At 54.9% G+C, this 23,065-nt stretch carries 16 protein-coding genes and 1 pseudogene; 8 read left to right on the forward strand and 9 right to left on the reverse strand.

Annotation, left to right across the window (positions count from 1 at the left end):
* Nucleotides 1-442 precede the first annotated feature (442 nt).
* The 4 genes from IAE33_RS19085 (at nt 443) to IAE33_RS19100 (ending at nt 3,213) form a co-directional block, all read left to right on the forward strand.
* Nucleotides 443-1,564, forward strand: coding sequence for an NAD(P)/FAD-dependent oxidoreductase (locus tag IAE33_RS19085; RefSeq protein ID WP_201164657.1), 1,122 nt, complete (start codon nt 443-445; stop codon nt 1,562-1,564).
* Nucleotides 1,558-2,577, forward strand: a complete 1,020-nt coding sequence (locus tag IAE33_RS19090; protein WP_201164658.1) for an arsenic resistance protein — start codon at nt 1,558-1,560, stop codon at nt 2,575-2,577. Before IAE33_RS19085 ends, IAE33_RS19090 begins: the two co-directional genes overlap by 7 nt.
* A 100-nt stretch (nt 2,578-2,677) precedes the next feature.
* Nucleotides 2,678-2,887, forward strand: coding sequence for a hypothetical protein (locus IAE33_RS19095; protein WP_201164659.1), 210 nt, complete (start codon nt 2,678-2,680; stop codon nt 2,885-2,887).
* Nucleotides 2,887-3,213: a hypothetical protein gene (locus tag IAE33_RS19100; RefSeq protein WP_201164660.1), complete on the forward strand. Its 327-nt coding sequence runs from the start codon at nt 2,887-2,889 to the stop codon at nt 3,211-3,213. The genes IAE33_RS19095 and IAE33_RS19100 overlap by 1 nt, the downstream gene beginning before the upstream one ends.
* 522 nt (nt 3,214-3,735) lie before the next feature.
* Here the strand turns inward: IAE33_RS19100 and IAE33_RS19105 are convergent.
* The 3 genes from IAE33_RS19105 to IAE33_RS19115 form a co-directional block, all read right to left on the reverse strand.
* Nucleotides 3,736-3,966 carry a hypothetical protein gene (locus tag IAE33_RS19105; RefSeq protein ID WP_201164661.1) on the reverse strand — a complete coding sequence of 77 codons (231 nt, stop codon included), beginning with the start codon at nt 3,964-3,966 and terminating at the stop codon, nt 3,736-3,738.
* A gap of 133 nt (nt 3,967-4,099) precedes the next feature.
* Nucleotides 4,100-5,758 (reverse strand): UvrD-helicase domain-containing protein, encoded by a 1,659-nt coding sequence (locus tag IAE33_RS19110; protein ID WP_201164662.1) that lies wholly within the window; start codon nt 5,756-5,758, stop codon nt 4,100-4,102.
* Nucleotides 5,755-7,686 (reverse strand): ATP-dependent nuclease, encoded by a 1,932-nt coding sequence (locus IAE33_RS19115; RefSeq protein ID WP_201164663.1) that lies wholly within the window; start codon nt 7,684-7,686, stop codon nt 5,755-5,757. The genes IAE33_RS19110 and IAE33_RS19115 overlap by 4 nt, the downstream gene beginning before the upstream one ends.
* Nucleotides 7,687-9,633: 1,947 nt before the next feature.
* On the opposite strand from IAE33_RS19115, the gene IAE33_RS19120 reads away from it, so the two are divergent.
* Both IAE33_RS19120 and IAE33_RS19125 read left to right on the forward strand, forming a co-directional pair.
* Nucleotides 9,634-11,367: a DUF262 domain-containing protein gene (locus IAE33_RS19120; protein WP_201164664.1), complete on the forward strand. Its 1,734-nt coding sequence runs from the start codon at nt 9,634-9,636 to the stop codon at nt 11,365-11,367.
* Nucleotides 11,368-11,554: 187 nt separating this feature from the next.
* On the forward strand, nt 11,555-12,112 hold the full coding sequence (locus tag IAE33_RS19125) for a hypothetical protein (RefSeq protein ID WP_201164665.1): 558 nt from the start codon (nt 11,555-11,557) through the stop codon (nt 12,110-12,112).
* A gap of 162 nt (nt 12,113-12,274) precedes the next feature.
* On the opposite strand, the gene IAE33_RS19130 is transcribed toward IAE33_RS19125, so the two are convergent.
* The 5 genes and pseudogenes from IAE33_RS19130 to IAE33_RS19150 form a co-directional block, all read right to left on the reverse strand.
* Nucleotides 12,275-13,741, reverse strand: a complete 1,467-nt coding sequence (locus tag IAE33_RS19130) for a tyrosine-type recombinase/integrase (RefSeq protein ID WP_201164666.1) — start codon at nt 13,739-13,741, stop codon at nt 12,275-12,277.
* Between the two features lie 84 nt (nt 13,742-13,825).
* Nucleotides 13,826-14,473, reverse strand: a complete 648-nt coding sequence (locus IAE33_RS19135) for a hypothetical protein (protein ID WP_201164667.1) — start codon at nt 14,471-14,473, stop codon at nt 13,826-13,828.
* Between the two features lie 41 nt (nt 14,474-14,514).
* A complete protein-coding gene (locus IAE33_RS19140) occupies nt 14,515-16,581 on the reverse strand; it encodes an integrase (protein ID WP_201164668.1) in 2,067 nt (688 codons plus the stop codon).
* Nucleotides 16,568-18,859, reverse strand: coding sequence for a hypothetical protein (locus tag IAE33_RS19145; protein ID WP_201164669.1), 2,292 nt, complete (start codon nt 18,857-18,859; stop codon nt 16,568-16,570). Before IAE33_RS19145 ends, IAE33_RS19140 begins: the two co-directional genes overlap by 14 nt.
* A gap of 532 nt (nt 18,860-19,391) precedes the next feature.
* Nucleotides 19,392-19,709: pseudogene (locus IAE33_RS19150) on the reverse strand (nicotinamidase); the annotation flags it as partial.
* 138 nt (nt 19,710-19,847) lie between these two features.
* Between IAE33_RS19150 and IAE33_RS19155 the strand changes: the two are divergent.
* Nucleotides 19,848-20,552, forward strand: coding sequence for an NUDIX hydrolase (locus IAE33_RS19155; RefSeq protein WP_201164670.1), 705 nt, complete (start codon nt 19,848-19,850; stop codon nt 20,550-20,552).
* 9 nt (nt 20,553-20,561) lie between these two features.
* Here IAE33_RS19155 and IAE33_RS19160 read toward each other — a convergent pair whose 3' ends face one another.
* On the reverse strand, nt 20,562-21,974 hold the full coding sequence (locus tag IAE33_RS19160) for a purine-cytosine permease family protein (protein WP_201164671.1): 1,413 nt from the start codon (nt 21,972-21,974) through the stop codon (nt 20,562-20,564).
* Nucleotides 21,975-22,352: 378 nt separating this feature from the next.
* Here IAE33_RS19160 and IAE33_RS19165 point away from each other — a divergent pair, with 378 nt between their 5' ends.
* Nucleotides 22,353-22,985, forward strand: a complete 633-nt coding sequence (locus tag IAE33_RS19165; RefSeq protein WP_028633778.1) for a LysE family translocator — start codon at nt 22,353-22,355, stop codon at nt 22,983-22,985.
* The last annotated feature ends 80 nt before the right edge of the window (nt 22,986-23,065 follow it).

The raw sequence follows: 23,065 nt of genomic DNA on the forward strand, positions 1-23,065 counted from the left end.
TGTGAACACCTCAAAAATTGGATAGGTGTCCAACTTTTGTGGGGCAGTCCATACCTGCAGCAGCAGAAAACCCAGATCTAGAGCATTGGAGAGTACCACAGGGATTCTCGCGCCTTGTCAGGCCCCAGGGAATGCAAGCGATCGCACGCGGGTTGCGTAGGTTTTCATGCCGCGCTTAGGAAGAGGTGGCGGCTTGGTACCTTTTCGGGTGTGACGGCTGGTTTCTGTACGGTGCCAATGTTGCGCACCCTGAATGGATGATAAGCGTGAATTGATATGTTATAACGTGCCAATTGATCTTATTTCACAGGGTCTGATCGCTTGCGTTTGCGGGAGGTTTTTCGCCCTTTGGATCATCTCAAGAGTGGCTGACGGAGAGACCTGCAGCCAACGATAGGACGCGGGCTGGCTTAAAAACGGCTCAGCCTTCCAGAGGATACTCATGCGCAGCGTTGACGTGGTAATTGTAGGCGCCGGGCCAGCGGGCATTGGCATGGCCATGGCACTGCAGCAAGTTCGTGGGCTGGAGTGTGAGGTGCTGGAGCGTGGGCAGCTCGGTGAGTCGTTCCGTCTGTGGCCCACCCAGACGCGTTTCATAACCCCCTCCTTCTACAGCAGTCCTTTTGGCCTGGCTGACCTGAATGCAGTTGATCCAATCAGTTCACCTGCTTTGTCTGCCGGTACAGAGCATTTGAGCGGTCTGCAGTACGCAGATTACTTGAGGTCGGTTGTAGAGACTGCGCAGTTGGCAGTGAGCTGTGACTGCGAGGTACATGAAGTCGCGTCAACCGCAGATCACCGCTTCCGATTGACGACCGAGCAGGGTGACTACGATACAAAGTTCCTGATCTGGGCTTGTGGCGAGTACCAATTCCCTGATCTCAAGCCTTTTCCGGGCGCGCAATGGTGCCTGCATTATGCAAGCGTGACAGATTGGCGGGACATGGAACCAGGCCATTTTACAGTCATCGGCGGCTACGAAAGTGGAGTAGATGCTGCATTCAACCTCCTACAGCACAATCATGGGGTGCGCCTGCTCGTACGTCGGAAGACTTGGGATCTGCCCGATGTAGATGATCCTAGCCAAGTTTTATCGCCATATAGCCGCGAGCGCTTGCGTGTGATGGAAGACGCTGGTGCACTGGAAGTCGTCTACGGGGTCGATGTCGTCGAAGTAAGCTGCGATAACCAAGGGGGTGTCCGTGTCCATGCTGGTGATGGCCGTTACTGGGACAGCCAGACTCCACCGATACTGGGAACTGGTTTCGTCAAGGGCGGTGGTGCGCGACAGATTGCTGAACATTGGTCGTGGGATGAAGCAGGGCGCATTCGACTGAGTGAAAATGATGAGTCCTTGCGCACGCCTGGCCTATTTCTGGTCGGCCCGCAGGTTCGCCATGACGCGATGATTTATTGCTTCATCTACAAATTTCGACAACGGTTTGACGGTATTGCGCGCGAGATCGCTAGGCGTTTAGAGCTTGACTGCACTGCGCAGATATTGACTAGCGGCACTTGGGGCCCTTTTGGCAATCCTGAATGCTGCGAGGGTTGCGCATGTTGAAGACGGTGTTCTCCTCCCCAATGCCACTGGGCGCGAGTTTGGCTACCATCATTTTGCTGTGCTCCATCGTGATCGGTGCCGCGGCGGGCAGTAGTGCGCCAATCGCAGGAAAATGGCTGGGCCAGCAGGTGGATTACACACTGTTACTGTTGGTAGGTTCTCTGTTTTTCAGCGTACGCTTGGATGCATTGCTGGAGGTAAAAAAGCATTGGCCGTTCATGCTTGCAGCTTTGGTAGCAAACTTCGTCATTGTACCGTTGATTGGTTATGGTGTAGCAACGTTCTTCCTAGGCTCGCAACCCCTGGTGTTCGTTGGCTTGGTCATCTATTTTATGTCGCCTTGTACCGATTGGTTTTTGGGGTTTACTCGGCTGTCCGAAGGTAATGTTGCGCTCGGTTCAGCGCTGATCCCGATAAATATGACCTTGCAGCTGCTGCTTTACCCACTATATATGATTCTCTTCGCGCAGCATGCGGTCACCGTAGATCCAGGCGTCATTGGTACCACGCTGTTTCAATGGTTTTTGGCGCCGCTGATGGTCGCGTTATCTGCGCATAAATTTTTACGTGCCCGACTAGGCACAATACGGTTTCAGAAACTTCTGTCGCACATTGATCAGGGGCTGCCTTGGGTAATGGGGCTGCTGGTGATGGAGATATTTGCCGCTAACATCGACGTAATCCTTTTGCACAGTGGCGTGTTTGCCAAAGCACTCGTCGCAGTCTTCATCTTCTTCGTACTCACCTTTTTGATGGGAGAAGGGCTCAGTCGTCTGCTACATTTCCGGTACCCTGAGCATGCATTGCTGAGCATGACCACTGCAGCTCGTAACGCACCGCTAATGCTCGCTGTGACCATGGTGGCGCTCCCGGGCCAGCCGCTGATCTACGCCAGTTTGATAATAGGCATGCTGCTTGAGTTTCCTCATTTAACCGCTCTGTGCCGAGTGTTGTTAGGCTTGCAGCGACGACAAACCGTTGCTCATTTGAAATCAGCGGCTGGAGATCCTTGATTTGGTTTAGGTCGCCTACCGAAGTCGCTGTTGGATCCCTGTGAGTATTGGCTCGCCGAGACTCTACTCGATCACAAGATAACGCTATCAAGGGGGCGTGATGAACAATCATCTGATTTTACAATATGGCGCGGAAGTCTTTGTAACTGGCGGTTTCAAAATCTGTATTCGGCAGATTCAGGAAGATACTCAGCAACTGCTTGTTTTTGATGATGAACAAATCGATGGGCTGATAATCGCTTTGCAGCGGGCTCAGCAGCAGGCGCGCCACGAGAGGAAGTTAGACATAAAGCAAGGAGGCGAAGAGTGATGAACTCTGGGCACTCGCCTTCGCCTGAACAGGCATACTTCGATGTCCCAGAAGTCTCTCTTGAAGCTGCCCCTATTCGAATTCCTCACAAATTTTCGTACGCAAACGATTCTTACCAGATGTTCGTGCATTTACTGGGTGTGGGCAGTGAATTTAGTTCGCCGCGCTGGGCGGTTGCGATAGAGGTGCTTCAGGGTCAAGAAATTATGTTGCCTGTAACTCGGGTCGACAGTGAGCTGTATGACTATGTGGACACGGCGCGGCAGGTTGGCCTCAAACACGTGATGCAATGGGTAGAAAACCACCAACTTTCTGGCAGCGTTTGATCATGCGCAATAAACGCTCAACCTCGGTGTGAGCCTAGACCTTGCCTCCAATTTGTACAGGGCGCGGCTCGCTGCGTTTACTGTTCTTTTCCCAGTGCTGTGCCGATTGGAAATTGCCAGATGGTTTGGCGACCCGCAGACGCTGACGCTTCTCAGCCCAGATATCTACCGCCGACGCTGTCCGGTCTCGTTGTGATGAAGCTCTCGCCGAAATCCCAACGAGATTCTCAGGTACCTATCAGCATCGAAATGCCTTTCCACTTGTTAATTCATACCGTGAAAAGGCCATATTCATGTTGAGATGGTTACGCCCGCTTTATCCGAGGGCTTGCCTGGGTACTAGAGCTTTCAGGGGACGAGGGTCAACAGACCGGCCATCACTCGCCCAGACGTGAGCAACGCGGTGATGACCGGCGCTTCAGTTAGCCGTATAGAGGTAGCCTTTAGTGGGAGAATGCAGACGCGCTGCGCCGGGAAGCCAAGAGCACCTCCGCGTCCGGTCAACCCAATGACAGCCACTGATCAACACTGAGCGCTAAGGTTTGCCTCGTTTGCATACACCAGTGCTTCTTCCGCCAACTCAAGCATTTTCGCTAGCGTTTCCGCATCCACGGCGTGTGCATCACGCAGCGCGTATGCCTGGTGCAACAGTTCTCGATGATGCTTCGTGGGTTCGCTGATCAGCGCATCGGTGTCTTGGAGGAGGTGATACCACTCGGGAATGGTGATCAGCTTGGTTTGTTGAGCGAGCATGTGGAACCTGTGACTTATGCTGTATGTGCATACAGTATCAGAAAACGTTTCTCAAGTACAGGGCAGTGTGAGCCTCGTCTGGATTGAGCTGCGCCCAGTTTATGAGTCGCATCACAAATGTTGCCCCGAGAGCCTATAACCGGCCCGTAAGATGCCTTGTCACTTGAGAGACGAACTCGCCATGAGGAGTGCGGTGCTCTGTCCAGCGACCCGCGCCCTTGGGCTTCGCTCGGTGCTCTGCTGTTGTGATCAAAAGTCGTTCTTTGGCACGTGAAACGCCTACAAAATAGACGCAGCGTTCCTCCGCAAGCTTGCCCCAGAATGCCTGGGTTTCGACCCCGAGAATGATGACCGTGTGAAACTCAAGCCCCTTGCTTTTGTGGATTGTGAGAAAGCGTACGGCCTGGTCGTCTGACAGCCGGGCGAGCGCACCGGGAATGGTGTTCTCGCTGACGAGGAGCGCTCCGATCCTATCTCGGACTTCGCGCAGAATTTCACGCAGGCGCGGCTTCGACTCGTAGTCTCCAGAAAGCGCCGTTAGAATCGGATAGCCTACGTCCTTGAGGAAGCTGCTTGAGAGAGTCCACCAGGCCTCATAGGGCGAGGTGGTTTTAGCCGCGGCCTTAACTTGGCGCACATGGGCGCGATATGTCGTTTCAAACAACCTGTGAAGGTGGTCACGACTGGCCTCCTCATAGGGGGTGAACAAGTCCATCAGACGCGCCCAGGCATCCGACTGGCCTTTGCCATACAAGCAGGTGAGGTAGTCAATTATCAGCCGGGCTGCAGGCTCTTTTAGCAAGTCCTGCAGCTCGCTGTCGTTCCGTGCAGCAATGCCCCGGCTGGCAAGCTCCGCCATCAGGGCCGAGCCGTAATCGTCAACTTGGCGAGGCATCAATATTGCGATTTCTCGCGGTGGAACTCCCGCTTCGATCCACTGGCGAATGTTGTCAGCCAGCACCATCGCTTCTTGTGAAGAATGCTGGAAATGAACCGCCAAGACCTCCCCCTCATCACCCGAGATCAGCTCTGCCGGCGTCACTGCTGCGGGGTCAATTTCACGGATGATTTCATTCTGAACGCGCAGCAGATTGGGCTTCGATCTGAAATTCGCGTATAGGTGGAGGGGAAGGGCATCGAAGTCAGTCGCATACGTCTTGAAGATGCCCTCCAGCGCTCCCGCCCACCCCATGATCATTTGCTTGCGATCTCCGACTGCGGTGAGGTGGATGCCGGTACCGAGGAAGAGCAGCTTGATGAGCTCATACTGGTCAGCGGTGCAATCCTGGAACTCGTCCAGGAACACATGCGCGTAGGTTTTGCGGATTGCGTTCCGGGCAACCTCGCTGCGCTGAATGATCTTGATGGCGAGGGGCAGAAGCTGCTTGAAGGTGATCTGCTTGCCTGGAATGGCCTCTGCGCCAATTGCGTAATCCGGACTTAAGCCTTCCTCCGCAATGATGGGGAGGAATTTATCGATGATCCGTTTTGCGAAGCCATGGAACGTCACACTGTCGAAGCGTGATGCGAAGTTCCAGCCACAGCGGAGCTGAATCCTCTCCTTCAGGTTACGACTGGCATCTGTCTTGAACGACACCGCAAGGATTCGCTTGGGGAAGCGGCAGCTGTTGGTTCGCAAAAGGTAATCGGCACGTTGGGCCAGCACCTCGGTCTTGCCGGCGCCTGGCCCCGCGGTAAGCAAGATCGACCGATCAAGCTCGCGAACCACGCTCCATGCATTTTTCTCCAAGCGCACGCCAGGCGAGGGAGCCCATTGATCATGAGAAATCACTCGGGAGATTCCTCGAGCTTGGCTTTGAGCCGGTCTGCTAGCCGATTAAGGGACGGTGGAAGCGAGGCCAACAGCTCCGCGTCAGTAAGGTTGCCCAGCGCATCCAAGTGAGCTGCAGGCTTACTGCTGAGCTTGAACAGCTTGTGGTAGGCCGCGAAGAGTTGCTGCTCATCAGCATCGTACTGCCCCGGATTGAAATGGCTCTTGCCAAGGACGGTTACGTGATCGTGCGGTGTAGGGGCTGAACGCTCGGCACCAAAAGCATCGGGAAACGCTTTGAGCATCGCGAAATCCAGATCCAGTGGATCCGAGAAAAACACGTCTCGTTTTTCCAGCTCCGCAAATATGCTTGTTGGGCCTTCGTTGCCATTTGGGAAACAGTGCGCACTCCTTATCAGATATTGAGGATTATCCCAGGCAAGGCGCTCCCAATCACTGGGGATGTTACGCGCGGGATCAAACCTGTCGAGTTGGTCACGTATGTAGTTCACACGGCCCCAGCCACCTTGATGGCGACCCACATCGAGGTCGAGCAGTGTGATATGAGGAGTACCTAGCGCGTTCAGCAGTCGCCAGAAGTGATTCACATGCCGGCCTCCCAGCGGAGCGATCGCCACAGCGTACTCATCAACGGGAGCTCCCTTGGCTTGAAGAATGCGAGGCAGCACGATCTCTTCACTGTCGCCTTCACCGAGCACCACCAGGCGTGCGAAATAGAGTTCGGGGAAGGCTTGGACAGCTTCTCTGACGAACTTGTATGCGTCGCTGCGCTTGTCTGGGAGCACGATGGTCGATACATCCGTTTCGCGCTTTGAATTCAGACGCAGGTACCTAATCTGGTCAGGTTCAACTCGTCTGAGCATCGACGGGGCCTGCGTGGCGATCAATGCTTGTGCGTCCACACCCACGGATGATTTTAGGGAGCTCACGATACGCCCCAGGTAATGAGGAGACAGGCTGTTCTCGGGTTCTTCGACCGCCAGAATCGTATAGGCAGCAGGCTTTAGTTTGAGGGGATCGAACGAGGTGTTCTGTCCTGATCTGACGTCGCGGCCAATGGTCAGGGATGTGAGAACGAGGGAGAGGTACAGCATCGATTTCTGTCCGTCACTGAGCCTTGCGTAATCCACGTGGCTTTCACCATGGCCAGGCGTGAAGGAGATCGAGAGGTGCCGCAGGATGGCCTCTATTTCAGAGTTCGCGAAGGTAAGAGATGGATTTGCGAAGAAGTCGCCCTTGTGAAGACGTTGCCATGCACCACTTAGGCTAGTGCTCAAGGTCTTGATCGACTCGTTTTCCGACAAGCAGTCAGTGATTTGCTCAGTTAGCTGCTTGATTGAGTCCCGGTCATCGCTCCAGTTGACGGCTCGAAGGAGGCGGCCTAAAAGCGCGCTAGCACCAAAGGCAATATGATCAGCAGGATCCCGGCGAGCAGGTAGGTAATGAACGTGTATCTCGTCTCGTTCACGCTTCGCAACGGGCTTGAGCGTCGTGGGCTGCCCATGCTCGTCCATCCGGGTCACGTAGAGTAAACGCTCCTCTACCTCGCCATCAGCGTGGAGAACGCCTTCCAGGCGGTAGCGAATACGGGGAACCCCGTCAGCCGCCTGTAGCGTCATTTGCGTGAAAAATGGCGGTACTGTGTCGTCTTCCTCATCATCGAGCGTTTCGTCGAACGTGAAGTCCGCCTCAATCCAGAGCGAGCGCTGAGCGGGTATTTCCTGCTCGTTCAAGGGGACATGGAAATCTGATCGACGCAGGCGACGTAGGCCTGGCTCGAAACCAAACATGCGCGCCAATGCCTGCAGAGTTGCAGTCTTCCCGGAACCGTTTGGCCCTAGAAGGTATGTAACGCCGTCGAAGGTTATGTCAGCGACGTCTTGTCCAAACGACTGAAAACCGCTGATCCGCAGACTGCAAATCTTCATGTGATGGGATTCCTTTCGGCTCCTCCTGATCTCTCGCTCGGACTTACGAGAATAGGGTGAGGAGGTGGCACCGTGCCGCTACAAGATACGGCATGCCCTATGGAGTGACTAGATAGGCCGGATTCCATAGGTGTATAGCTTTTAGGCCAGCGAATCGGTGCTGGTTCGAATCGAAGTGATCCATGGCGGGGAAGGGTGGAGTTGGGTAGAAGCTTGTAATGAAAAACGTATTCGAGTGGGGGAGCAGGGCATGCTGAGGTGCGGCGGTGGGTTCTGCTCGCAGGTATTACGGTCTAGGTGTGTGTGATTTATTTAGCCTGCCAAGATCGATCTTTGCTGATAACCGATCCTGTCTGACCTGCTTGTAATTGCCTGGCTTTGCCATGGTGGAAGCAAGGCTGCCCAATCCTGGTGAGAAAGGCTACCCCTGAGCGGGCTGGTATCAAGGTGACTCAGGGGTGAGCGGCGCTGCCTTGTCCTGATTTTTCTGGCGCCTCAGCCGCTCAGCAACTGCAAACAGGTTATCTGCCGGGTCTGGGCGATGACTCTGGTAATTATTGCGCGCCAGAGCGGCAAACTGGATCCTGGTAGCTACCTCAATCAATGGCACTGATCGTCGGGTGCTTCGTGCTCGATAGGCATGATGAACAGTAGAACTCACGAAAGAAGGGGCTCTTGCGAGCCCCGGCTCACTACTGGCGATCTAGCATTCCACGCAGTTCCTTGAGCGTTTCCGGCATGGATATTGATCGCCGCACCTCCAGCCAAGTGATCTTACGATCAAGCCCAGCATCTGGGCCCCACTTATGGATCAACGTGCTTATCCGGTGCGACTGCATCGGTTGCTTCGGATCACGTTTCGATGGGAAGAGGTAAGAGCCAGGCCCTAGCTTACTGGCTACCGCGTACGCCGATACCTCCTTGGACATGATGAGTTGGTAAGCACCTCCGGTAAATTTCTTGCCCACAGGGCACCTGGCACCCTCTGCGCTGACGAGGCCATACTGAATCTCACCCAACCGTAACCCTGACATCAGTAATTCAAACAGGGCGAGACCGCGTAAATCGCCTGACTTCACCAACGCACTCTTGATAACAAACAGCTCGTGCGGCGTCAGTGGCTTTATTCTGTCGGGCCACGTGTATTTACCAGCCATACCTTCTCTACGCTCGATAGAGCGAGATTCCCGCATTTTGAGGAGTGTGCGCCCTAGGTGAGTTGAGGCGTCGCGGCCTGGCTGATGAGGAGTCTCTGGGGTGGAAGTAGCATCAGGGAGATGACTGAGAGCTTTTAGCACGTTCAGGGGCAGCGACCTCACAAGCGGTTCAATTGTGAGAGTCACTGGAGTGATCGCTTGGTCGCGAGACAGCCTTTCGCTTATAGCTCCTGACAGAAGAGCAATGACTTCATCCTCGCTGGGTACTTGAGTCTCATCCGATAGCTCGTCGACTGACTGATACGCATCGTGGTAGTCCCGGTAGCCCAAGCCTCTGGCCAAAACTTCTAATGACTGTGACACGGTAATTTGCTGGGTGCTAGGCCAGGTTCGGCGAATATTTTTGGCAAGTCGCTTAAAGCCGTGTTGGGGCAGCAGGTCGGCAGGGGTGAGGGGGACGCGCATCGCAATTCTCCAATACTCGTCAGGGTGCTGGCTGTCCGCTGACTATTGTCGAAATGCGTACAAGGAGGAGGGGTGAAGCACCTGTGACTACGTCTTCGCTGGCCAGCCGCTCGATCCAGGTCGACCGATAAGCAAAGCGTATCATTTGCGGTTAGAGCCTGTCTAATTCTCCCTGGGGACGCTACGACGATGACTTCATTTAGCGCATTGCCACAACTTGTGGCACAGTGCTATCGCGCGGGTTTGCCTGCGTTTCAGTGCTGTGCTGGACAGGATTTTTTGCCAGTAATTACACGTTGAGCGAAAGCCCAGAAAGGAGGTTGACTTGCTTGATGCTGCGCAGTTGCGAATTGAGGCCGCACACAAGAAAGTTGCGGAGGTCTTTTCCAAAGAGTATGCGTTCACTATCCCGGCGTATCAGCGCCCTTATGCTTGGGAGGCGACCCAGGCGGAGGAGCTATTGGCAGACTTAAAAGACGCCATGGCGCAAGACTCCGCAGCAGGAGGATTCTACTTTTTGGGTAGCATCGTCCTAGTGAAAGCCCATGGAAATCCGGCATCGCGCGTGGTGGATGGTCAGCAGCGGCTAACCACGCTGACGCTCTTGTTCAGTGTTATTCGTGACCTGACGACGGACGCTGAGAAGCAAGTGCAGCGCGAACGCTACATCAAGCAAGTAGCCAATGATGATGAGGGCATCCCTGAGGCGCTGCGTCTGCAGTTGCGGCCTAAGGATCAGGGCTTTTTTGAGAAGCATATCCAGAAGCGTGGTGTGACTGATCACCTCCCGTCACTGGATGGTCTGACAGACTCAAAGGCACGAATCGTAGAGAACGCCAAGCTCATTCGCGACAGGTTAACCGCGATGGGTGAGAAGGAGCGTGATGAGCTGCTGCGCTTCCTGCTGCAGAACTGCTATCTCGTCGTTGTCGAAGTGCCATCGGATACAGCTGCGCGACGTATTTTCACTGTTTTGAATGCTCGAGGCCTCGATCTTTCGGCTACTGACACCCTGAAAGCCGATCTGCTGGCGAGAGCAGGCGTGGAAAAAGAGTCGTACCTTTCTCAGCGCTGGGAAGAGGTAGAAACGGCACTTGGCCGCGATAGATTCAGCGCCCTGTTCACTCACATCCGCATGCTCCATGAGCGTGACAAGCCTCGGTCTGCGCTTGAAAGCGGTTTTGCAATTCATGTCCCCGTGTTTCGCGATAACCCAGGCGCATTCATCGATACGGTGTTGGAACCTTATGCTGACGCGCTCCTGTTGGCACGGGATGACCAGCAGCTACGCAAGCGCTTCGGCCCCAAGTGCGCTGACCTGGTGCGCTCACTGGAACGTCTGGATAACCGAGACTGGTTGCCCCCTCTGCTTCTTTGCTTGCGACTGTCCAATGGTGGAGCCGACATCGACGTCTTAGAGTTTGTGTTCCAGCTCGAAAGGCTTGCCTATTTCCTCTTCCTGACCCGCGCCGATGTGAATGCGCGGATGTCGCGCTATGTTGATGTACTAGACGACATCGACCCGCCCATTGAGCCGAAAGCTCGCTCCACCCAGCGCGGGCGCTCCGGCGGACTGAAGATTGAGCAGCCTGAGGCATCGATGCTTTTCAGCGCATTGGATGGCAACGTGTACCTGGTCTCGAAGGTCGTCAAACCACTATTGCTTCGTCTGGAGCAAGCTTCCACTGATGGTTCAGCCAATTACAACTATCCGGTGATTTCGGTTGAGCATGTATGCCCCCAAACCATCGCACCTGGTTCACAGTGGGCTCAGTGGTTTCCCGATACTGATGCTCATGCAGCGTGGGTGCACACCCTGGCGAACCTCGTGCTGCTCAACACGCGTAAAAACTCTGCGGCGCAGAACTACGACTTCGACAGGAAGAAGATGAAGTATTTCGCCTCTGGCGATACCTGTGCGTTCACCCTCACCAACGAAGTGCGTAGCTATCCTCAGTGGACACTCGAAGAGCTGGAGCTTCGCAGGGTCGAATTGCTTGAGCGGTTCGCCAAGACCTGGCGTTTGGAGTCGAGCCTTGCAAAGTGGTGGGAGGAGTAAAGGCGAGGGCGTGAAGCGTACCTTGTAGTAAGCTGCCGCTTGCGTATTCGTTGGCGCAGGGGGTCGCTAGCATCTAGGGATGCCTGAGTGCTGAGGCCGCCTGTGCGGATACGTAGATACCAAGGTCTGACGGCTGTTTCGCACGGTCTGAGGGCCTTGCCCTGAGCTATTGGAAGCAATTACAAGCATGCATCAACCGATTTCCGAATCTCAATTCGAGACGCTTTATGACCACTACATGGACGTCCTTTCCAGCTACCTGGACGACCTATCTGAGGGTGGAGAGAGCACCGGTACGCCTCCCTGGTTTTCTTGTGTTGTGCCTGATGCCATCTATGAGCTGGTGAGCGTAGCGGGCGTCAGGGATAAACTCTCAGTACGCAAGCTTGATGAGCTGTGGCGCCTGGCGGGCAAGCACTATTCCCGGTTTGAGCTGTATCGGATTTTCAGGGAGAGGATTGGTGGTAGCTCGGCTATCGAGCTGTACTCGCCCGTCATGCGCAAGATCGCTCGAAAAAGCCCGGAGCTTGAGGCGGGGGCCAGTGTATTCGAACCTCTCTCAGCGCTCGGCGCTGCGCTTTACGCCGCGTCGCAGGAGCAAAGAGAGGAGGGGCCGCAGGTGGACGCTTTGCCGCAGCTTGCCTGGCGAGACTTCAATCAGGTTCTGCTCAAGCGGCTGGTGCTTGATGGTCATCTGACAGGTGAGGATCGCGACCAGCTAATCGCGAGGGAGCTCGGTTTGTGAATTCTTTGCGAGCTGATTGTGAGGGCGGTTCGTTGCAGCAGCGCTTTTAGCAGGGAGCTGCCAGTAAGGTTGTCGTAGCCACCTTGAAGAGCCCTCACCCGCACCACGATATCTCATCAGCTCCCTCTTGCCGCCTTGAGATGCTCAGACCGATGAGAACGGTCACGCTTGCTCCTCAAAGAACGTTTTATTGAGCTCGTCGAGCGACTCATCTCCGCCTGTAGCTCCAGCTTTCAAATCCTCTTCCCGCTGCCGTTTCAGCTCCTGAAGGCGCATCTTGTATTCAGGGATGGAGATTCCTTTATCCAGCTCATCGAGCAACTCCTCTTCGGCGCGATCGTAGATCCGGTTGGTTCGGACGATATGCACAGAAGCTACCGTTTCTGCATATCCTTCAATCTGGGCGAAGGCGAGGTGGATGTAACGCTCAACAGAAGATGCAGACTGCTGACCCGTCCACATCATCACCTCCGCGATGAAGTGGGCACTATTGATCAACGTATTGCGGAAGTCATCTTGGTTCTTGAACTTGTGGCGCTTGATCAGCAGTACGAAGAGATTGGTGATAAATGCATGACGGAACATGTGGCCACATGCCTGATGATCAATCTCCGCGTGTTTTCGAAGCGCGCTGATTTCGGAGGTCAGCGTGTACTTGCTCAGCGGCTTCCCTGTGATTTCCTGCACCATCAGGAAGCCGTGATCCTTGCCGCCCTTGTAGCGTCGCATCGTTTTTTTACGGGCCATGTTGATGTATTTGTTGGCTTCAGTGAGCACAGCACGCGAAATGGGGATTAGGCGCTCCGATGGCCCCCCCACCTTGAGCGTGATCAAGCGCAGCATGGGTCTCTTCATGCTCATGGCGTTCTTGATGTCATCCACTCGGATGTTAGCGATCTCGCCTCTCCTAGCGCCAGTGTGCTCATACAGCGACAGCATCATGTTGCGTCTGAGCTGTACGTGTCTTGACGAACTGAGGCTGTTCACAGCGGCTCTCAGCGCCTTGATGTCAGCGAGCGTAATCGGATCCCGAGTGTGATGGCGGCGACCGGCAATGGTAAGAGAATGGTGATGCAGGAAAGTTTTTTTAACAGTGCGCCCTCCTTTGGTCGTCACCAGAAACTCTTCCTCCGTAACGCGGATGCTGCCGTTCTCGGAAACAAATTGCGGTTCGCCATAAAACCGCCCAACGAACTGGAGAAAGTCAATACACGCTCTGCCGACGTCTATCAACGTTGTCTCAGTCCGCACGCGAACCGCAGGATTATCTAGCGCCCTTTCTTCTCTCAGATCCTCGATGAGCTTGGAGAACAGTTGATCATTGAGCTGAATGAAGTCCAGCTTCGCATCGAAACAAAAGCGTATCAGTGGGCTGATCCTGGCAGCGTAAACACCGATCGTGCCGCCTTGCTCTCCTTCTCGCGACAACCCCTGGCTGCGGCCCCGACCTGGTCGGTCACGAAGGGCAAGCATGTACAGGTTGGCGATTGAGCAGGGCGCGCCGTTTGGCCACGTCAAGAAGGGCAGGCCGCCAGCATTTTTAATCTCGGTCTTCCCCAGCGCACGATGCCCGAACAGCTTGAGGTCAGGCAGGACGGAAAAGAGTTTTCGGGTCTTTTGGTTTTTCATGACATTATCTGTGAGTAATTGGCCAGGTTCAGCTGGAGCATTCGTGCTTGCTGCTTTAGGCTGGTGCCCTCAGGGCTGAGCCTACTATCGGTAGTCGTCCAAATCGGTGACCTTCCTGTCGGCCTCCCTTTTGGCTTGGCCAGCAACGCCAGTAGTGCCAGCTTGGGTGTCTGAAGGCAGGCTATTGAACGGAGGAGGGTTGAGGCCCACAAGAGCAGTGAGCGTCTCGATCGCATCCTTGGCACGCTTTTCTAGGAGCGCAGGTTTAACGTCTTGTCGGATGGTACGGAATTGGCCGATGGCTATGGACAAGCCCTGGAGCAGCAGCATGTTGATCATCTGATGCTGCTCCAGTTGAGTCTCAAGTTCAGCAGCGCGCTTGGATAGGCCGTCCTTTGTCCTCTTGTTCGAGGATTCGCTCCGATTCTTGAAGCCTGTGATCGCATCCGCCGCGCCGACCCGCAATGCATCAAAGCCCTCGAAGCCCAGCTCAAACACGTTAGCCGTGTGGGCTTTGAGTGTATTAATGCTCATGCGCTCTTTGCGCTTGAGTTCGCCATCCTCCTCGAATTCGATCTCAAAAGCAGCGACGGCGCCTTGGCTATTCAGGGCCTTCAAGAGCTCTTCGTTCTCCGCGAAGCGGGCTGGTTGACGAATGACCAGTTGTAAGAGGTCTCGCAGCGCCAGTAAGGACTTGGCATTTTTTTCATATGCAGCAGTTACTTTGTTCATCACTCACCCTGAAAATTTCAGATAATTGATTTTAACAATGGTCATGCTGCGTGCTCCACAATTTTCACAACAACGCGCATTTGTTCGCCGTTTTCATCTTCAAAGAAATCAGGGTCAATCTCAACCAACCCTTCCTTCTGAAGGTGGGTGATTTCGTCCTCAAGGTCATCAATGTCCCACAGGAGAAATTCATCCGACCCATAGCGTCCTCTCAGGAATTGTTTCAGGTTCTCGTAGCTTTCAAGACCGTTGTGATGCATCTGTTCAGCCACATGCTGCGATTTAGAACTCATCAACTCCGCTCCCGTCATGCTCTCCGTGATATAGTTCCAAACGTGGCGACGATTGGTGTGCGCAAGCATCCACTGGAGAGTTTCGAGTCCACCAAAAGAGCTGCTGTGGTAGAAAAGCATAGCGAAAAAACGTCTGAGTTGATGCTGTCTGATGTAGTAGCGCTCCCCGACATTATTTTTCGCAGTTTGAAAATAATCGCAAAAATAGTCGAGACTTCTGTTGAAGTTCTCACTGGTGCAGCTGTAGAAACCTCGGCTACCGCGTGAGCAGGGGACTGCAAATAGGCTCGTCATCTCCTTGATATAACCGATCCTCTTCAGGACTTTTTGCATCCGGATCAGGCTCTTGATCATCTCTACCGCGATTGGCTCAATGGGACGTGCCTGGATATTACGAATGCCAAAAGTGCTTGTTGTGCTTTTTCTGTTCAAAAACAACAGCCACTGCTCTGTTGAGTCAAGGCAGGTTAAGCATTTGAGATCAATTAACTCGCCGGATCGTCGAGCCATCATGGCTCCTACGACGATTTGAACGCTACCAATATATACGCGGACGAGTTCAGACAAGGACGCGTTGCTCCGGAGTTCGGAGAAATAGTCCTCTCGCACTCGTTTTTCATCGCTATCCATCAAGCTCGCTTTCGTCACCCCTAGCTCAATGGTTTGCGCTCGCAGAATCTTAGACAGAGCAGTGCCATGAAATGCCCGCGGTGATTTACCAGTTCGCACGCTTTGAATGGCAAGTTTGCAGAAACTGCTGATGAGATGCTCGCCATTTTTGAGATGAAACTCAATGGCATCCCTCACTGCGCCAAGTGCAATCGCGCTGGGTAGCGTGCGGTATCGTCCCGGCTTGGCGAGGTCTGCCTCGCACGACAGGATGGCGTTGATATCATCAGGGGCCGGAGCAGGAACTCCAGTTTCATGTAGTGTGCCGATCCTGTGAAGCACCATTTGGAAAGTTGAAAATTGTTTAGTCGATGCTTGCTCAGTGGAGCCTGTTGTTACGCGGACAGCTGGACACTCCCTGCGGTTACCCGTGCTTTCCGCTCCATAGGACAGGGTAGCGATGGGGGGGCGCTTTCTCTTTTTAGCAAAAAGAGTTTTTGCATAGATGATTTCGGTGATTGAAGAGACCTTGATTTGCCAGCGCTTATTAAATTTATGTAGTAGGTCTTGGTTATAGAGGGCGGCGCGGGCGTAGGGGATGTCCGAAACAGCGATGCCGAGACTATTTTCATCCTCTTGCTCAGAACTTACCAGGCGCATGGCCGGATGTTTATTGAGGATTTCTTCAAGTAGCTCTCTTGGTAGAGACTCAATGAGTTTGATGCATAGGCTTCCAACGGAGGGCTGCCAATCGAAGAAATTATCGGCATCTTCTTTGCCAGCTTTCTGAAGGATTGCAATGAGATGATTTTCATTTAGCCCTTCAAGGCCGAATGTTGCCAGTTGATAATAATTGCTATTGAGCAGCAGGTGGTCGATGATTCGGCCGGTGTAATCGAATAATGTTCGCTGACTAGAAATGGCGTTTGTTTCTGAGATCATGTCAGAGGCATTTTTAGTCGAGGTGATTAGATATTGCTTGAGACCTTCTAGAAGATCTTTATGTTTAGGGCTCAGGAGGCTTCCACCATCCTCCAGAGTCACGTTCCAGTCAATGATAGCTACGCCCTTGGTGCCAAGCTGGTATTCCCAGATTGGGGCATCAAATGCGCTGATCAGCCATCCCGCATTGCGATACATTGAAGTTTTGTCCGCAAAGTATTTGTCGAGATATTCGAATTGGGAGGAAATATTAAGCAGCGTCATAGATGAGCCCCTCCATGCGCGAGGGGTCGCAGTGCTGTTTGGCTAACGCTAGGTGCTCATGAAGGGTGCCATCGTTATCTCGTTCGATTTCTGCGGTGATGACGCTGGCGAATTCTGCCCAGTATTTCGCCTTTCCACTCACCTCGCAGGGTCTCGTGGCGTGTTTGACTGCTAGCTCCAGTGAAAGCAGGGCAGTGAGGCTGCCGGCGCCCACCCCAATATGAATTTCACGCGACCCTGCAGCTGCGGTTGGGAGCCGTTGTTCGGCGCCTTCCGGATCTACTAGGTGCGCAGGAATCTCTTTAATCGCGTGGTTCTCCAAGAATCGGTGTAGTTCATCCATGCTCTCAAAACTCGTTGCCTTTAAGATGTACGGGCTTTTTTCCATTGCAAGGACGATCATTCCTTTCTGAAAAATTCTCACCCACCTTGACTGGAAGAAGGCCAATAGGGACTGAGGCAGATAGTGGGCGAGCAACTGCGCCGAATACTTGGCGTGCCCTAGTGCCTTTGCCATTTCCTTCACGTCTTTGGTCTTCAGGTAAACGGCTACGCCGCAAGAAGCACGCAGCCTCGACAGTGATACCCTAGAAATGAAGTCCACAAGTGCCTGATCGCGAAGCTGGATGTGAGGTGCAAATTGGTGCTCCAGGCGGGCTCTTAGCTTGGGGTGTTTCTTCAGGGCCGAAGGTGACCATGGTCTGGTTGTTTCCCCGGGATTGGTAAATGCTTCTCCACAATCAAGAAACAAATAACGCCAGCGGTCATCATTTTTCTTTCGCAATTCATCCCGTAGCGGCTGAGTAATTTCAATGACTTCTTTGATCCATCGGGCTGAATCATCAGTCAAATCGACTTTCATTTCACTGAGGCTAGCACCCCGGCGATCCTTGAATCCAATAAGTTGATATCCCTTGTCGGTAGCGAGAAAACCACTGGTCACACCTTGTGGGTTGTAAAGCTCTAGCTTGATGAGGAATCTAGTGGTGATTTTTGGATGCTCGGAAACCAAAAGGCATTGATATGGGAATAATGTCCCAGCTGTAGGGATTCCAAGCTCGTGTGCCATTGGGGTTCGTTTTGCGTCTTGCCCATATTGTCGCTTGAACTCGACAGGTGATTTCGGGAATCCGTTCACCTCGAATGTCGCACAGTGGTCTTGAAGTAATGTCCCCCGCTTGGTGGGTCGTGGTTGACCTGGAATGTACGGCTGCCCGATTTTGGCAAGCTCTGTGCGTCGACGGGCCCGCTCAAAGAGGCTTTTAGATTCAGCCAAAGCCCAGCAGCGGACAACAGAAATGTCGTAATTAACTTTGTGAAAGAGAAGCTCAATTGCTTCACTGTCAGTGATGTGGAGGGGGATCTCAGTGATCAGTTGGTTCTGGACTTCTACGCCATGATCATTTACTTTCAGTTTGTGTTTGGCGCCAGTCGTAGCCTGGGTTTGAATCCTGGGTAAAGAAGTGAAAGGCCGAGCCCACAGTCCAGGCCCGATGAAAACTCCTTCAATGTTACTGATGAAGGAATTCCAACCCCGAACTAGGCTCAGACTATTTCTTGAGTTATCGCGAGAAAAATAGTCCCTCATATAGCTCATGAAAAGATGCTTGATGGCAATAGGGTCGGTAAACGTTGAGGCAGGCCAGGTGTTGGCATTTGCTGCGAGGAATTTACAGAATCTGTTAATCTCCGTCGTACTAACTACGGCGCTTTTTCCTGTGAACGACTTCCAGGCTTGATAGAGATCGTCAGTGAATTTTTGGCCGTGGGAATGCCATAGTTCTGATAGCTTCAAATAGGCCGGGCTTCCGGTTGAGGCCTTAATAGGCCAGCTGCTCCAATAGCGAACGGCGCTTGGGTCAAGATTTTTATAACTATTCTCTGATAATTTCCGCCATTCTTCTTTGCATGCGTCGATATTTGCGGGGATTGCCGTGATGTCGGGCATTCCCGGAACTTCTTTGCGAAGATGGGAAAGTGTATCAATGAATTTCTGGGCCCAGTTGGCTTTTGTGGGGGAGTGGCCCTCTGTGAAAGAGTCTGACAACAACGCGCCCACAAAGCCTTGAACAGTTTTGAACAGCACCCTCTTTCGTGAGAGTGAAGTGTAGCCGAACTTGATTCTTGTGACGTCGCAAAAGCACTCAAAGAGTTTTAGAGGGGTAGCGATAGCTGGGATTTTATTCTCCTCAGCGTGGCGCTTCATAGCTCTGACAAAAGAAGCAGGTAGTTTTCTATGCGCGAAAGCGGAGAGGTACTGTGAAGACGAGATGATCATGAGTGATCCAGAACTTTTTGAAGATTCAACACTGTTGCCGTACACCATATGCATTCGAAACCAGCGGTGACAGCACGCAATGGCCAGCGCGCTAGCGCTGGTGTGTCAGCGAGCGCATGACCTTACGCGGGTTGCTATCAGAGACAGGTCGGTTCGACTCATTCGAGTGACGACCTCATGACGGACAGCAATACGGAAAGGCCCTTGTGCTTGTTCGCGGTGATGCCGTTATCAGGCGAAGGGTATTCGTGGGAGGGAGCGGGTATGAACAAGAGGGGCGGTGACGGCTTGCGTTTGCCGACCTGAGGGCATGCGGGGGTGCGACATGGTCGAAGTGAGAAGGGCTCGGGATCCCTGACCTACCAACACACGGCGGTGACAGAGGTGCCCTCCCGTGTCAGTGGAGGGTTCCGTGGCTGGGCTCGTACTTGAGTTGACAGTTGTCATGGTCATTTTTCGTGTAATCGTGCTGGTCAATGCTGCGTATAATAGCAACTGAATGATGTATTGACAAGATAGTGCAATCAGCAAACCAGTTCAAGTAGTCGTAGTCGATAGGGGCGGGCAGCCCCGGCAGCAGTTCGAAACCGGGGGTGCCGGGTACACAGTGGCTGACCCAGGTAAGGTCGGCGTTGGCCATGCTCAGCGGTTGCAGCATATGTGCAGGGTCTGCCACAACCCAGCTGGCGTTGGCCGGGTGGGCGTCCTTGCTGCCAAGGCGCACGTCAGCGCGCAATGCCATGGCGTTGAGGTCGGGTGCGATCTCGTTGCCGTCGGGCACCGGCAGCTCGTGAGGGGCGTTGGCGGTGAAGCCGTTTTGCGCATCGACATCGAAACTGGCGATCTTCATGGCGGATCTCCTCGCTGGAATGGCTACATAATCCACCTGGTGTATTATGTATGTCAAGCCGCATCTGATAACTGCATTGGGCTTGCATTACTTTGCTGCTCTGGTGAATTATCACGGCCATTAACCAGGAGCCACCCTTTGAGTACAGCCGAAGTACTGGCCAGCGTCGACATCGTCGCCTTGCGCCTGTCGCCCGATGGCCAGCAGTTGCAGGTGCTGCTGCACCGCCGCGAGCGTGAACCCCATGCAGGCCAGTGGGCATTGCCCGGGGTCATCATCAATGGCCGCATCCCTGACACCAGCCTGGATGGCGCTGCCGACCGCGCCTTGCGTGAAAAAGCCCGGGTAACCCCCTGCTACCTGGAACAGGTGGGTACCGAAGGCAATGCCTTCCGCGACCCGCGTGGCTGGTCGCTTAGCACCTGCTACCTGGCATTGCTGGGCCCGCAACAGGCGGTAGACGGTGAGCAACTGGGCTTCTTCGACCTGGGCAGCGTGGTTGACCGCAAAGTGTTGCTGCCGTTCGACCACAACCTGCTGGTGCAGGGTGCCCGTGATCGGCTGGCCGCCAAGACGGTATACAGCAGCCTGCCGCTGTACTTGATGGGGGAGAGGTTCACCGTGCTGGATGCGCTGGGCGCCGTGCAGGCGTGCCTGGGGCAGCCGGTGAATGGCACCTCGCTGCGCAAGCGGCTTGAGCGCCTGCGCGAGCTGGGCTGGGTAAGGGACACCGGGCAGAAGAATCAGCCGCGGCTGGGGCGGCCGCAGCAGCTGTACCAGTACACGCCCCAGGGCGAGCGGCCGTTCATGTTCGACCGCAGCCTATTGCCTGAGGGCAGTTGAGCGGTACGGTCAGTGGCCCAGTGCTACCTTGGCGCTGGTCTGGCGACGACGGTAGGCGCTGTCGCGGCTCGCCAGCCACCAGTACAGCGGCGAGGTGACCGCCAGGCCAACCAGCCAGGACAGGTCGGCGCCATTGATGTGTTCGGAGATCGGGCCCACGTACAGCGGGGTGTTCATGAACGGGATCTGCACCGCGATGCCGATCGCATAGGCCAGCAGAGCCTGCGGGTTGTAGCGGCCGTAGATACCGCCGTCCACCTGGAAGATCGACTGAATGTCGTAGTCGCCTTTGTGAATGGCATAGAAGTCGATGAGGTTGATGGCCGTCCAGGGCACCAGCACCACCAGCAGCACCAGCACCATGTCCACGAAGTGGCCGATGAAGTCGGCCGAGGCGAACACCGCCGCCACGCAGCAAGCGCCCAGCACGATCAATGAAAGCACCGCACGGCTCTTGGCGGTGGGGATCCAGCGGTAGGCGAAGGTTTGCACCAGGGTGATGATCGACAGCACTGCCCCATACAGGTTGAGGGCGTTGTGGCTGATGACGCTGAGCAGGAACAGCACCAGCATCAGCGGGCCGAGGCTGCCGGTGGCCAGCTTCACCGCCTCCATGGTGTCCATGCCAGCCGGGATCGCCAGCACAGCGACGGCGCCGAAGATGAAGGACAGGCTGGAGCCCAGGGCCGAACCCAGGTAGGTGGTCCAGAACGTCGAACTGACCTTCACATCAGCGGGTAGGTAGCGCGAATAGTCCGACACATAGGGTGCGAAGGCGATCTGCCACAGGGCTGCAAGTGAAACGGTGGCCAGCCAGCCGGCCAGGTTGAAGCCCCCGCGGGTGAGGAAGTCGTCACTCTGCACATGGCTGAAAATGTAGCCGAAGCCCACCACGATACCGATGCCCAGCACCCAGGTGCCGATACGGTTGAGCACGTGGATGAAGCGGTAGCCGATGATGCCGATGATCCCCGACCCCAGCGCACCGATGATGATGCCCACGGGCACCGGCACCGACTCGGCCACGCCATGCAGGGACTTGCCGGCAAGCACGATGTTGGATGCGAAGAAACCGATGTACATCACGCCGGCGATTACCACCACCAGCAGTGCGCCGAGCGAACCGAACTGGGCGCGGCTCTGAATCATCTGCGGGATGCCCATTTGCGGGCCTTGGGCAGAATGCAGCGCCATCAGCACACCACCAACCAGGTGGCCCACCAGGATGGCAACGATGCCCCACACCAAGTTCAGGTGAAACAGTTGCACGCCAAGGGCGCCAGTGACGATGGGGAGCGGCGCGATGTTGCCGCCGAACCACAGTGTGAACAGATCCCTTACCTTTCCATGGCGGTCTTGCGGGGGCACATAGCCGATCGTGTGTTTTTCGATGAGAGGGGCCGAGCTGGCTGCACTGGTCATGACTGACTCCAAGGCAAGGTAGGGCATGGGGAACTGCCCGGGGGCGTGCCGGCGAAGGGCAACGCGTTCTTGTTGGAGCGATGATGCGGGGCGCGGAGGTAACGAGAAATTAGTAAATATGTACCCATAAACCTTAAAAAACCTAAGGCTGACAAAAGCTTAAGCGGTGGACGGCAGCAAGAAGGGTGCCAGTGCCCTGAAGGCCCCGCTGCAGAGCCCCTAGCCCGATGGCGCCTGCTTGCCCATGGGCCGAACTGGTGCGTGGCGGGCCAACACAGGGCATGAAAAACAGCTGTGCCGGCGGCACGCCGGTGAATTCCCGTGCGCAACCGCTTCGGCTAAGCTGGCACCTCCCATTGCGCGACAAGGATGTGCCTGATGCCCGATACCACCCAACTGCTGGCCTTCGCCCTGATATCCCTGGGCATGGTGCTCACGCCCGGGCCTAACATGGTCTACCTGATCTCGCGGTCCATCTGCCAGGGCCGCATGGCCGGCCTGATCTCGTTGGGCGGTGTGGCCATGGGTTTTGTCTTCTACATGCTCTGTGCGGCCCTGGGGATCACTGCCCTGGTCATGGCGGTGCCTTACGCCTACGACGGCCTGCGTATTGGCGGCGCCCTGTACCTGCTGTACCTGGCCTGGCAGGCGGTCAAACCCGGTGGGCGCTCACCGTTCCAGGTGCGTGATCTGCCTGCCGACAGCCCGCGCCGCTTGTTCGCCATGGGCTTCGTCACCAACCTGCTCAACCCAAAGATCGCCGTGATGTACCTGTCGCTGATGCCGCAGTTCATCAGCCCGGAGCACGGCAGTGTGCTGGCACAATCCCTGGTTCTGGGTTCGCTGCAGATCGCCATCAGCGTAACGGTCAATGCGCTGATCGCGGTGATGGCCGGCTCCATCGCCGTATTCCTGGCGGGGCGCCCGCTGTTCCAGCAGGTTCAGCGGTGGTTGATGGGTACGGTGCTGGCGGCATTGGCTGTAAGGATGCTCGCCGAAGGTCGGCGTTGAACGAGCGTTCAATGAACGGGGAACGAACGCCGGCTGCGCCGCTCTTATCCGAAGACGGATGGCATAAGCCGCGGATTCCC

The sequence above is a fragment of the Pseudomonas sp. S60 genome (genome assembly GCF_016647865.1).
GTDB classification, from domain to species: domain Bacteria; phylum Pseudomonadota; class Gammaproteobacteria; order Pseudomonadales; family Pseudomonadaceae; genus Aquipseudomonas; species Aquipseudomonas parafulva.